The organism is Pseudomonas alliivorans, assembly GCF_017826695.1.
Lineage (GTDB): Bacteria > Pseudomonadota > Gammaproteobacteria > Pseudomonadales > Pseudomonadaceae > Aquipseudomonas > Aquipseudomonas alliivorans.
In genome coordinates this window covers 1-12,183 of record NZ_JAFFZW010000009.1, presented here as the reverse complement: position 1 = coordinate 12,183, position 12,183 = coordinate 1, and the positions used below count along the sequence as shown (strand labels likewise).

General features: G+C 59.6%; 10 protein-coding genes. 2 read left to right on the top strand and 8 right to left on the bottom strand.

Annotated elements, in window-relative coordinates:
- Positions 1-117: 117 nt before the first annotated feature.
- The 8 genes from JTJ32_RS20690 to JTJ32_RS20655 form a co-directional block, all read right to left on the bottom strand.
- Positions 118-801 carry an SDR family oxidoreductase gene (locus tag JTJ32_RS20690; protein WP_099227024.1) on the bottom strand — a complete coding sequence of 228 codons (684 nt, stop codon included), beginning with the start codon at positions 799-801 and terminating at the stop codon, positions 118-120.
- 204 nt (positions 802-1,005) lie between these two features.
- Positions 1,006-1,932: an ABC transporter permease gene (locus JTJ32_RS20685; RefSeq protein ID WP_029243539.1), complete on the bottom strand. Its 927-nt coding sequence runs from the start codon at positions 1,930-1,932 to the stop codon at positions 1,006-1,008.
- Positions 1,932-3,032: an ABC transporter permease gene (locus JTJ32_RS20680; RefSeq protein WP_210043149.1), complete on the bottom strand. Its 1,101-nt coding sequence runs from the start codon at positions 3,030-3,032 to the stop codon at positions 1,932-1,934. The genes JTJ32_RS20685 and JTJ32_RS20680 overlap by 1 nt, the downstream gene beginning before the upstream one ends.
- Before the next feature lie 11 nt (positions 3,033-3,043).
- Complete coding sequence (locus JTJ32_RS20675) at positions 3,044-4,597, bottom strand: ABC transporter ATP-binding protein (RefSeq protein ID WP_210043148.1); 1,554 nt, start codon at positions 4,595-4,597, stop codon at positions 3,044-3,046.
- 522 nt (positions 4,598-5,119) lie between these two features.
- Positions 5,120-5,713, bottom strand: a complete 594-nt coding sequence (locus JTJ32_RS20670; protein ID WP_210043146.1) for an IMPACT family protein — start codon at positions 5,711-5,713, stop codon at positions 5,120-5,122.
- Between the two features lie 32 nt (positions 5,714-5,745).
- Entirely contained in the window at positions 5,746-6,408 is a 663-nt protein-coding gene (locus JTJ32_RS20665) for a TetR/AcrR family transcriptional regulator (protein ID WP_099227019.1), read from the bottom strand.
- An 84-nt stretch (positions 6,409-6,492) separates the two neighbouring features.
- Positions 6,493-7,890 carry a uracil-xanthine permease family protein gene (locus JTJ32_RS20660; protein WP_210043144.1) on the bottom strand — a complete coding sequence of 466 codons (1,398 nt, stop codon included), beginning with the start codon at positions 7,888-7,890 and terminating at the stop codon, positions 6,493-6,495.
- A gap of 198 nt (positions 7,891-8,088) precedes the next feature.
- Entirely contained in the window at positions 8,089-9,009 is a 921-nt protein-coding gene (locus tag JTJ32_RS20655) for a LysR family transcriptional regulator (RefSeq protein WP_099227017.1), read from the bottom strand.
- A 112-nt stretch (positions 9,010-9,121) separates the two neighbouring features.
- Here JTJ32_RS20655 and JTJ32_RS20650 point away from each other — a divergent pair, with 112 nt between their 5' ends.
- Both JTJ32_RS20650 and JTJ32_RS20645 read left to right on the top strand, forming a co-directional pair.
- Positions 9,122-10,468, top strand: a complete 1,347-nt coding sequence (locus JTJ32_RS20650; protein ID WP_210043142.1) for an omega-aminotransferase AptA — start codon at positions 9,122-9,124, stop codon at positions 10,466-10,468.
- A gap of 81 nt (positions 10,469-10,549) precedes the next feature.
- Positions 10,550-12,043 (top strand): CoA-acylating methylmalonate-semialdehyde dehydrogenase, encoded by a 1,494-nt coding sequence (locus JTJ32_RS20645; RefSeq protein ID WP_099227015.1) that lies wholly within the window; start codon positions 10,550-10,552, stop codon positions 12,041-12,043.
- Positions 12,044-12,183: the final 140 nt, after the last annotated feature.

Sequence of the window (12,183 nt, the reverse complement as noted above, 5' to 3'; positions counted from 1 at the left end):
TGAAGTGGTCAGTTTTTAATCAAGTTGCGCGTGCGAGTGGGGGAAGCTTCACGGGCGGCATGCTCACGCTCTGCGTGGGAATGCCGCTCAGGACGTTCTGCGTCCGCTTTTCATGACCTACCAGGCAATCGTTTCGCCTTTGTAGTTAATGAAGTGATGCCCGCCCTTGCCCGCATAGGCATTGAGCTGCTCAACCAGCCCGGTGGTGCTGGTCTGTACGTCAATGGCGGCATTCTCGCCACCCATGTCGGTCTTCACCCAGCCCGGATGCAGCGACAACACGGTCGGACGAGGCTCTGGCAGTTGCACCACAAAACTGTTGGTCATTGAGTTGAGCGCGGCCTTGCTGGCTTTATACAGCGTCATGGTCTCGCCTTCAGGGCAGGCAACACTGCCCAGCACCGAACTCATGAACGCGAGTACGCCGGTTTCCGGACGAATATGGTCGACGAAGCGTTCGGCAAGGCGGATCGGCGCAATCGCATTGGTCAAAAACAGCTGACCCAGTTCGGCAGCCGTCGCCTGAGCCGCGCTCTGATGTTTAGGCCCCATGATCCCGGCGTTGACGAACAGCACGTCGAACACTTCGCCCTTGAGTTTCTGGACCAGCACTTCCAGCGAAGCGGTGTCGTCGATGTCCACTGCTTCGATCCGTACACCTTCGACCGCCTTCAGGCTGTCGGCCTTTTGTGGGTCACGAACAGTGGCGGTGACCTTCCAGCCCTGTTCGGTCAGGCGTTGAACCAGCCCAAGCCCCAGGCCACGCGAGGCACCGATGATGAGCGCGGTTTTGGTCGTCATGAAAAAACTCCTTGGCAGATTGAAAGAGGATTCGGGAACCCGTATCGGTTTCGGCAACGTCGTCGCCGACTTCGTTCAGACTGAAAGCCGACCGTTGAGTGACGAATTGCCTGTTCCATGGACAGTGAGCAAGCTTGGCTCACGGTTCTGCTCAAGCCAAGCCTGATGATCCAGAGCCTGCCTGTCCAATCCTCCTGCCTGCGCTTAATGCCCCGCCCGCCAAGGCTGCCCCAGCGAAACCGGTGCGTACAACCTTGTGCGCAATGCGTCACGGGACAGTAGCACCAGAACGATGATGGTTGCGACATAGGGCAGCATGGCCAGCAGGTTGGACGGGATCGCCAGGCCGATGCCTTGAGCGACCAGATGCAGGATGCTGGCCAGACCGAACAGGTAGGCGCCCAGCAGCAGACGCCATACGCGCCAACTGGCGAAGACCACCAGCGCCAAGGCAATCCAGCCGCGTCCGGCGCTCATGTTTTCGGCCCACATCGGGGTGTAGGCAAGCGACAGATAAGCGCCTGCCAAGCCTGCCATTGCGCCGCCGAACAGCACGGCGAGGGTGCGAACCCGCAACACGGGCAGGCCCATTGCACTGGCCGCATCGGGATTTTCGCCGACGGCCTGGATGATCAGCCCGATACGACTTTTCAGCAGCGCCCAGGCGACCAGCGCAAACAGGGCGAAGGACAGGTAGACCAGCAAGTCCTGAGCGAACAGCATGCGACCGATCAGCGGGATATCGCTCAGGAAGGGGATGGCAACCGGCTCGAAACCGCTGAGCGGCTTGCCGACCCAGGCGGCCCCTACAAAGCTCGACAGCCCGACGCCGAAGATGGTCAGCGCCAGACCGGTGGCCACCTGATTGGCGTTGAACACCAGCGCAACCAGCGCAAACAGTGCCGAGAGCAGCATGCCGGCCAGCATCGCCAGCAGTACACCGAGCCAAAGATTGCCGGTGCTCAGGGCGATGATGAAGCCGATCACCGCGCCAAACAGCATCATGCCTTCCTGACCAAGGTTGATCACGCCGCTCTTTTCACAGATCAGCTCTCCGAGCGCGACCAGCAACAGCGGGGTGCCGCAACGCACCATGGCGTAGAAAATATTGCTCAGTAGATCGATATCCATCACGCGGCTCCCACGGCAGGCGTCATCTGACGCTTGGCCCAGCGCATCTTCAGGCGCGGGCGGTAAAGAATCAGAACGTCGCAGGCCAGCAGAAAAAACAGCATCATTCCCTGAAACAACTGGGTGATGGCGGGCGGCAGGTTCAAGGTCATCTGCGCGCTTTCGCCACCCAGATACAGCAGGGCGATCAACAGGCTGGAGAACAGAATGCCGATCGGGTTGAGGCGTCCCAGAAACGCCACGGTAATTGCCGCATACCCGTAGCCTGGTGACACCTGTGGCACCAGCTGCCCGATGGGGCCGGTGACTTCCGAAACGCCCGCAAGTCCGGCCAGTGCGCCGCTGATCAACAAGGCCAGCCACACCAGACGCTTCTCACGAAAGCCGACGAACCCGGCAGCACGTTTGTCCAGGCCCAGTACCTTGATCTGATAACCGACAAAGCTGCGCTGCAGCAGGACCCACACCGCCACCAGCGCCAGCAATGCGAAGTAAACGCCGACGTGAGCGCGACCGTCTTCCATCAATAGCGGCAGTCGACTGGCATCGCCAAAGGTCGCCGATTCCGGGAAGTTCATCCCTGCCGGATCCTTGAGGGGCCCATGCACGAAGTACAGCAGCAGGTTCAGGGCGATGTAATTGAGCATGATGCTGGTGAGGATTTCATTGGCGTTGAAGTGCGTGCGCAACCAGGCCGTTACTCCGGCCCAGGCCGCACCGGCCAGTGTGCCCGCGATCAGGACCATCACCAGCGCCCAGCGGCTTTCCATCTCGATGATGTTGACCGCCACAGCGCTGCCCGCCAGAGCGCCCAGCAACAGTTGTCCTTCGGCGCCTATGTTCCAGATGCGGGCCTGATAAGCGACCGCCAGACCCAGTGCGCAAAGCAGAATCGGCAGCGTCTTGACCATCAGCTCCGACAGGCCGTACAGGTCGCTGACCGGTGCGATCAGCAAGGTGTGCAAGGTCACCCACGGATCGAGCCCCAGGGCGATGAACAGCAGCGACCCGCAGGCCAGGGTCAGCACGGCGGCCAGCAGGGGCGAGCACCACAACATGGCGCGCGATTGCTGGCCGCGCGGTTCCAGAGAAAGCAGCATGTTTTGCTCCGTTAACCCGGCGTCTGGGCCTGAGTGTGAGAATGTTGAAACTGACCGGCCATCCAGCCGCCGATCTGCACGGTGCTGGTCTGTCCGGTCGGGATCAGGTCGGAAAGTTGTCCGCCGCTCAGGGCCGCGAGGCGGTCACTGATCTGGAACAGTTCGTCCAGGTCTTCGGAGATCACCAGAATCGCTGCGCCGGCATCGCGCAAGGCAATGAGTGCACGATGGATGGCAGCTGCGGCGCCGACGTCCACGCCCCAGGTCGGGTGCGCAGCGACCAGCAGTCTGGGGTTCTGCATGATCTCTCGCCCCAGAATGAATTTCTGCAGGTTACCGCCCGACAGGCTGCGCGCGGCGGCCTGGGCGTCGGGCGTCTTCACCGCAAAACGGCGAATGATCTCGTCGGCCAGCGCCCGGACCTTGCCGCGCTGAATCAGGCCCTTGCTGACCAGACCTTGCTGGAATGCCGTGAGCAGCGCGTTATCTGCCAGACTCAGGTCTGGTACCGCGCCGTGACCCAGACGTTCGGCGGGCACGAAGGCCAGACCACGCTTGCGCCTTGCGTCGGGCCGCAGATGGCCGACCGGTGTGTCCGCGAACCGCAGCGTGGCGGCTTGGGTGTTGGGCAATACCTGTTCACCGCTGAGCAGGGCCAGCAGCTCGTCCTGGCCGTTGCCTGCCACGCCCGCGATGCCGACGATCTCGCCGCTGCGCACCTCCAGACTGATGTCCTTCAACGAACAGCCAAACGGATCGGGGTTGTGCCACGCCAGTCGCTCGACCCGCAGAAACGGTGCCGCACCGCTTACTTTTTCATACTGCGCCGTCAGTCCTTCGGCATCGCCGACCATCAGCCGCGCCAGTTCCAGGTCCGAGCATTCTGCCGGGATGCAATGACCGGACACCTTGCCGTTTCGCAACACCGTGGCGCTGTGGCAAAGCGCGCGAACCTCGCCCAGCTTGTGACTGATAAACAGGATGCTGCAGCCTTCGGCCGCCAGGTGCCGCAGGGTGACAAACAGCTCTTCGGCTTCCAGCGGCGTCAGCACCGAGGTGGGCTCGTCGAGAATCAGCAGGCGGATGTCCTGCATCAGGCAGCGAATGATCTCCACCTTCTGCCGCTCGCCAATCGACAGACTGTGCACCAGCCGCTGTGGCTCAAGCGCCATGCCGTAGCGTTGCGAAACCTCGCGGATGCGCGGTTCCAGTTGTTTCGGTGTACCGGCTGCCGCCCCCATGGCCAGCGCAATGTTCTGCGCGACGCTCAAGGTTTCGAACAGTGAGAAATGCTGAAACACCATGCCGATGCCCAAACTTCTGGCCTGTGCCGGGTTGCGCATGATCTGTGGCTGACCTTGCCATACGACGGTGCCGGAATCCGGTTGTGTCACGCCGTATATGATCTTCATCAGCGTGCTTTTACCCGCGCCGTTCTCACCCAGCAGCGCGTGGATTTCTCCGGGCTGGATGGTCAGATCGACAGCGTCGTTGGCCAGACAGCCAGGATACCGTTTGGTGATGTGGCGTAACTGAAGACGCGCAGGTGTCGCGTGGTTTGACATGTCAGGCTCTGAGGCAGGAGTGGGTCGCCCGTGGATGAAGCAAAATCCTGGCCAGGGAGTCAGCTTTTGTCGGACGGCACGGAATAAAGTCTGTTGCGGGCCCGTTTGGGATTTCCTACGGTCACCTGTGTGATTTCAGCACCAGTTCGGGGCGTTCGGATCGACGGTGAGGGCCAAGATGGCTCACTATGCTTGATCAAAAAACGTACAGTTGTCGATGAGCGTGAGCCGCCAAGCGACTGCGAGACCCTTGCACCTGTTATCCACAGGTTGCTCCACAGTTCCTGTGTGAAACGCATAGAACCGGGCATAACGCCGAACGGCTTAGGTTTCGAAGGTGCTAAGCACGGTTAAAACATTGTTTTATCGACGTTTTCGCACATATTTATCGTGGCTGTACAAAAAATGATCAATTGTCTGTATCGCTTGCCCGACAAGGCTCGCAGCGGTATGTGCTCAGCTTATCCACAGCCGGATGCACAGTAGATGTGGGCAAGTGTGCATGTTTGCATGAAGGCCTGATTACAGCGTTGGCGTCCTGTGCAGAATGATTCTGCCCCGACTCAGGTCAGCCAGTTGCCGCTGGAAGCTCTCGATGTGCTCCGGGCCGATGGCCACTGACATTTCCACACCGTTGGCGGTGAAGTTTTCGGCTTCAACCAGCCCGCTCGACTCAGCCAGGCGAACCTTGACCAGCGCCAGTTCGCTGAAGCTGCACTCAAGGTTGAAAGACAGCCGGTTTACCAACTCCACACGTGCGGCCTGCTGCAGGCATTTGTTGGCGCCACCACCGTAGGCCCTGGCCAGACCGCCGGTTCCCAATTGGATGCCGCCGTACCAGCGAATGACCAGCACGACGACCTGATCGAAACCCTGCGCTTCGATTGCCGCCAGAATCGGACGACCTGCCGTACCGCCCGGCTCGCCGTCGTCATTGCTACGGTACTGATCACCCAGTTTCCAGGCCCAGCAGTTGTGGGTGGCGTTCGGATCACTGTTTTGGTCGATGAACGCCTGCGCCTCGGTCGGGCTGCTGATGGGGGCGGCAAGGGTGATAAAGCGACTTTTGCGAATTTCTTCACGAAACTCGCAAGAGCCAACGAGGGTAAAAGACATGCGTACGTCCGGCAGGCAACAAGGTGCGGATTCTACAAGGCTGGCGGCTTGAGCCCACAGCCTTTGACGATAATGCTGATCAGGTTTTCGCTGGCCTCGTCCATATCCTGTTTGGTCAGACGGGTGCGTCCGGTAACGCGGCATATCTGGGAGGCAAAGTCGGCATAGTGCTGAGTGCTGCCCCACAGCAGGAAGATCAGGTGCACCGGGTCGACCGGGTCCATCTTGCCTGCGTCGATCCAGGCCTGGAAAACCGCCGCCCGGCCCTGGAACCACAGCCGGTAATCCTGGCTGAAATACTCGCTCATGCATTCGCCGCCGCTGATGATTTCCATCGCAAAGATGCGCGACGCCTGAGGCTGGCGGCGCGAAAACTCCATCTTGGCGCGGATGTACCTTGCCAGCGCCTCTGCGGGATCGTCTTCAACGCTGAGGGTGTTGAAGGTGCTGTCCCACAGTTCAATGATGTTGCTCAACACCGCAATGTAGAGCCCCAGCTTGTTGGTGAAGTAGTAATGAAGGTTGGCTTTGGGCAGCCCGGCCTTCAGCGCGATGGTGTTCATGCTGGTGCCCTTGAAACCGTGACGTGCAAACTCGTCTTCGGCGGCCTTGATGATCGCCTCTTCATTCTTTTGACGAATGCGGCTGGCTGGCTTGGCAACGTGAGCGTTGTGCGCGGGGACTTGGAGGGTCATGGGCGATTCCGGGCAGGTCAAGGGACGCAACGGACGAACAGATAACGCACCTGCGGCCATCCCGCAAGCACAGACACTGGAAAGTTATCGTTGATGCTCAAAGGGTTCGGCTTCCTGGCCAGTTGGCTGCACGTCGTCACAGGTCTTGTTTTCCGGGATCAACAGGCACATCAGAATGGCCGTGATGCCGCCGCTGGTGATGGCCGAGTCGAACAGGTTTTGCACGAGTTTGGGCATATGGTGAAGCAGCGCGGGCTGCGAGGCGATTCCCAGGCCGACGCCGAATGAGGTTGCGATGATCAGCATGCTGCGCCGGTCCAGTGGCGACTGAGCCAGAATCCGGACGCCCGCCGCCGCCACACTGCCAAACATCACCAGCGTGGCACCGCCCAATACCGGTTTGGGAATCTGCTGAACGATGGCGCCGATGTGTGGAAACAACCCCAGCATGAACAACACGCCGCCGATGTACAGACCGACGTAGCGGCTGGCAACACCGGTCAACTGGATGACACCGTTGTTCTGGGCAAAGGTCGTGTTGGGAAATGCGCTGAATGTGGCAGCCAGCATGCAGCTGACGCCGTCACCGAGCACGCCGCCCTTGAGCCTGGCCACGTAGCTCGGGCCGCTGATGGGTTGCCTGGCCAGCATGCAGTTGGCTGTCAGGTCGCCGACGGTTTCGATGCTGCTTATCAGATAGATCAGCGCGACGGGCAGGAAAGCGCTCCAGTCAAAACTGAAGCCGAAGCGAAAGGGAACCGGAATGCTGATCAGCGGCAGGTCATGAATAGGCTGAGGAACGAGCTTGCCACTGAACCACGCTGCCAGGCTGCCGACGGCCAGGCCGATGATGATCCCCGACAGGCGAACCCATGGCGTGTTGGAGCGATTCAGCGCGATGATCACCACCAGCACGAACACCCCGAGTGCCAGATTCAGCGGCGAACCGAAGTCGGGCGCATTGAAGCCGCCGCCCAGATCGGTCACGCCGACCTTGATAAGGCTGACACCGATCAGCGTGATCACGATGCCGGTTATCAGCGGCGTGATCACGCGGCGCAATTGGCTGATGCAACGGCTCAGGACGATCTGCACCAGCGCGCCGAAAAAACACACGCCGAAGATCATCGCCATGATGTCTTCCGGGCTGCCGCCACGCTGCTTGACCAGAAAGCCTGCCGACAATACCGCGCCGAGAAAGGCGAAGCTGGTGCCTTGCAGGCAGATCATTCCGGCCCCGATGCCGAACGGGCGGCGCGCCTGAATGAAAGTGCCCACGCCGGACACCATCAGCGCCATGCTGATCAGGTAGGGCAGGTAGGCGCTCAAACCCAGTGCCGAGCCGATAATCAATGGCGGGGTGATGATGCCGACGAAGCTGGCGAGTACATGTTGCAACGCGGCCAGAATGGCTGTCAGTGGTTTGGGGCGGTCGTCGAGGCCGTAGATCAGGTCACTGTTGTCGGATGTTTCGGGCTGCATGACAGGCACTCGAACTTTCAGGGCAGGAGAGAGGCGCCATGAGCTGGCGTTTCGTTATCCGGATCCAATGCAAAAAGCTGTCCACCTGCTCAGGTTATTGTCACGGAATGTGTAATACCGCCTGTGGTATCAAGGGGCTGCCAGGATTCCTGGTTGCTTCGGCTGGTGCGCGTTCTGCTGCTGGCATGATGAAGTGTTTCATCGGGTAGCAGCCAATCCTTCCATGAAGCTTTCCAGCACCAAATGAGGGCGCCTTCCTTTGCGCGTCACTGTAACCAGGCTCAGGTCGTAAAATCGCGAGTCCGGTTTCAACGCACGCAACCTGCCTTCCCTGACCCAGGTGCTGGCGTAATGGTCCGGCAGATAACCGATGTAGCGCCCGGTCAGGATCAAAAACGCCATGCCTTCGCGATCCGACGCGCTGGCCGTGCAGGTGAGCGCCTGATAATGGGCCTGAATTTCGGCCGGAAGCCTGAAAGTCGGTGCAATGGCGTCCTGCCCGGCAAGGTGTTCGCTGTCCATCAGAGCATCGGCTGCATGGAACAATGGATGGCCGACTGCGCAATACAGCAGCGAGCGCTCGCTATACAGCGGCTGGTAATCGAGACCCGGCAATGCGCTGACCTGAGGCACCACACCGACATGCAGCTTGCCCTCGAGCACCCCTTGCTCCACTTCGGCCGGAGCGCTCATGCGGATGTTGATGTGTACATCCGGGCCGCGCTCCTTGAGCTGCGAAATGGCATGGGTGATGCGCATGTGGGGCATGGTGACCAGATTGTCGGTCAGCCCGATATTCAGCTCGCCGCGCAAATGCTGATGCAGGCCGTTGACCTCGGTTCGAAAACTTTCCAGCGCGCTCAGCAACTGCAATGCCGACTGGTAGACCTCTTTACCCTCATCGGTCACCGAGAATCCGGCTCGCCCACGCTGGCAGAGGCGCAGACCCAGACGCTGTTCCAGATCGCTCATCTGCTGGCTGATCGCAGACCGGCCGATGCCGAGCGCGCTTTCCGCCGCCGAGAAGCCTCCGGCCTCGACTACGCTTTTAAACAGGCGCAGCAGTCGGATATCAAAGTCACTGACTTGCGCCAGAGGATCGGTGCGACGGGTGCTCATTGTTTAGTCTCTACCAAACTAAAGATCGTGAAAGTCAGATTTTCCAGACTTTGGCTCCATGGCACCTTAACTGAAATAACTGCTTGCTCAAGCACACACGAGGTTCGTTTCAATGAATATGCTCGAGTCGTCCGATCTTTCTGTCGCCAGTCAGCTGAAACTTGATGCTCACTGGATGCCCTACACGGCCAATCGTAATTTCCAGCGCGACCCACGCCTGATCGTTGCAGCGCAAGGCAGCTACCTGACGGACGACAAGGGCCGCAAGATCTACGATGCGCTCTCCGGCCTCTGGACCTGCGGAGCCGGGCATACCCGCAAGGAAATCCAGGAGGCCGTCTACAAGCAATTGGGCGTGCTGGATTATTCGCCAGGGTTTCAATTCGGCCACCCGCTATCGTTTCAGCTCGCGGAAAAAATCACCGAGCTGACGCCGGGCAATCTCAATCACGTCTTCTACACCAACTCCGGCTCCGAGTGCGCCGACACTGCCGTCAAGATGGTGCGTGCCTACTGGCGTCTTAAAGGCCAGGCCACCAAGACCAAGATGATCGGGCGAGCACGCGGTTATCACGGCGTGAACGTGGCAGGCACAAGCCTGGGGGGTGTGAACGGTAACCGCAAAATGTTCGGTCAGTTGATGGACGTCGATCATCTGCCGCATACGCTGCTGGCCAGCAATGCCTATTCCAAAGGCATGCCGGAGGCGGGCGGAATCGCGCTGGCTGACGAGATGCTCAAGCTGATTGAATTGCACGACGCGTCGAACATTGCCGCGGTGATTGTCGAGCCGATGGCCGGTTCTGCCGGTGTGATTGTGCCTCCGCAGGGCTATCTCAAGCGGCTGCGTGAAATCTGCGATCAGCACAACATCCTGCTGATCTTCGATGAAGTCATCACGGGCTTTGGTCGTACCGGTTCGATGTTCGGCGCAGAAAGCTTCGGCGTGACGCCTGACCTGATGTGCATCGCCAAGCAGATCACCAACGGTGCCATCCCGATGGGCGCGGTGATTGCCAGCAGCGAGATCTATCAGGCGTTCATGAACCAGTCGACGCCGGAATACGCGGTCGAATTCCCGCATGGCTATACCTACTCCGCGCATCCCGTTGCCTGCGCGGCGGGTCTGGCTGCTCTCGAGTTGCTGCAGCGTGAGAACCTGGTGCAACAGGCCGCGCAAATGGCTCCTCATTTCGAGAGCGCCTTGCATGGCGTCAAAGGCAGCAAGAACGTCGTGGATATTCGCAACTACGGCCTGGCCGGAGCCATCCAGCTCGCGCCGCGTGACGGCGATGCCATCGTGCGGCCGTTCGAGGCCGGGATGAAATTGTGGAAAGCCGGCTTCTATGTACGCTTCGGCGGCGACACCCTGCAGTTCGGCCCGACCTTCAACAGCAAGGCGCAGGACCTGGACCGGCTGTTCGACGCCGTGGGCGAAACGCTGAACCTCATCGACTGATCGTCTTCGCTGACATCCTTCTTATATAAGCAGCAGGCGCGGAGTAATTCGCGCCTGCCGGAAACCCTTTTGGAGTTTTTCATGAGCAGCATTCAACACCTGATCCACGGTGAGTTCGTTTCCGACGATGGACGTACGGCTGATGTGTTCAATCCGTCCACCGGGCAGGCCATTCATAAGGTGGCGCTCGCCAGTCGCGAAACCGTTCAGCAGGCCATCGACTCCGCCAAGGCGGCCTTTCCGGTCTGGCGTAACACGCCGCCTGCAAAACGGGCTCAGGTGATGTTCCGTTTCAAGCAATTGCTGGAGCAGAACGAAGGCCGTATCGCTCAGCTGATCAGCGAAGAGCATGGCAAGACACTGGAAGATGCGGCGGGGGAGTTGAAGCGCGGAATCGAGAACGTTGAATACGCCTGCGCTGCGCCTGAAGTGCTCAAGGGCGAATACAGTCGTAATGTGGGGCCGAACATCGATGCGTGGTCCGACTTTCAGCCGCTGGGCATCGTAGCGGGTATTACACCGTTCAACTTCCCGGCGATGGTGCCGCTTTGGATGTACCCGCTGGCTATTGTCTGCGGCAACTGCTTCATCCTCAAACCGTCCGAGCGCGATCCCAGCTCCACGCTGTTGATTGCAGAGTTGCTGCATGAAGCAGGATTGCCCAAGGGCGTGCTTAACGTAGTGCATGGCGACAAGGTGGCAGTGGATGCGCTGATCGACGCGCCGGAAGTGAAGGCGCTGAGTTTTGTCGGCTCCACGCCTATCGCCGAATATATCTATAAGGAAGGTGCTGCACGGGGCAAGCGTGTTCAGGCATTGGGCGGCGCAAAGAATCATGCGGTGCTGATGCCGGATGCGGATCTGGACAATGCGGTCAGTGCCTTGATGGGCGCAGCCTATGGTTCGTGCGGAGAGCGCTGCATGGCGATTTCGGTTGCCGTCTGTGTGGGTGATCAGATCGCCGATGCGTTGGTGGCGAAACTGGTCCCGCAGATCCAGAGCCTGAAGATTGGTGCGGGCACAACCTGTGGCCTGGACATGGGGCCGTTGGTGACGGGGCAGCATCGCGACAAGGTCAGCGGCTATATAGAGGATGGCGTTCAGTCAGGGGCGACGCTGGTGGTTGATGGTCGTGGGCTTGAGGTTGCCGGTCATGAGCAAGGCTTCTTCATGGGCGGGTGCCTGTTCGATAACGTCACGCCGCAGATGCGTATCTATAAAGAAGAGATTTTCGGACCGGTACTGTGCATCGTGCGTGTCGACAGCCTGGAGGCAGCCATGCAACTGATCAACGATCACGAATACGGCAACGGTACGTGCATCTTCACTCGCGACGGGGAAGCGGCGCGTCTGTTCTGCGATGAGATTGAAGTGGGGATGGTTGGCGTGAACGTACCGTTGCCGGTGCCGGTTGCTTATCACAGCTTTGGTGGCTGGAAGCGTTCGCTGTTCGGTGATCTGCATGCATATGGGCCTGACGGGGTGCGTTTCTACACTCGTCGCAAGGCCATTACGCAGCGCTGGCCGCAGCGGGCGAGCCATGAAGCGTCGCAGTTCGCGTTTCCCAGCTTGTAAGTGATAGAGACCAGGATTGATCTGGCTCAGTGTTTATTGGGGGTAGTGAAATAGATCTCAGGTTTTTGAAAATAACGGTTGACGCGCTCGTTGAGGTGTCTATAATTCGCCCCACTTCCGGCGCAGACGGAAACGAAAAA

Coding starts and splice junctions, on each gene's coding strand:
- JTJ32_RS20670 (WP_210043146.1), bottom strand. CDS start 5,713: ATGTCTTTTACCCTCGTTGGCTCTTGCGAGTTTCGTGAAGAAATTCGC.
- JTJ32_RS20680 (WP_210043149.1), bottom strand. CDS start 3,032: ATGCTGCTTTCTCTGGAACCGCGCGGCCAGCAATCGCGCGCCATGTTG.
- JTJ32_RS20675 (WP_210043148.1), bottom strand. CDS start 4,597: ATGTCAAACCACGCGACACCTGCGCGTCTTCAGTTACGCCACATCACC.
- JTJ32_RS20660 (WP_210043144.1), bottom strand. CDS start 7,890: ATGCAGCCCGAAACATCCGACAACAGTGACCTGATCTACGGCCTCGAC.
- JTJ32_RS20685 (WP_029243539.1), bottom strand. CDS start 1,932: ATGGATATCGATCTACTGAGCAATATTTTCTACGCCATGGTGCGTTGC.
- JTJ32_RS20650 (WP_210043142.1), top strand. CDS start 9,122: ATGAATATGCTCGAGTCGTCCGATCTTTCTGTCGCCAGTCAGCTGAAA.
- JTJ32_RS20665 (WP_099227019.1), bottom strand. CDS start 6,408: ATGACCCTCCAAGTCCCCGCGCACAACGCTCACGTTGCCAAGCCAGCC.
- JTJ32_RS20645 (WP_099227015.1), top strand. CDS start 10,550: ATGAGCAGCATTCAACACCTGATCCACGGTGAGTTCGTTTCCGACGAT.
- JTJ32_RS20690 (WP_099227024.1), bottom strand. CDS start 801: ATGACGACCAAAACCGCGCTCATCATCGGTGCCTCGCGTGGCCTGGGG.
- JTJ32_RS20655 (WP_099227017.1), bottom strand. CDS start 9,009: ATGAGCACCCGTCGCACCGATCCTCTGGCGCAAGTCAGTGACTTTGAT.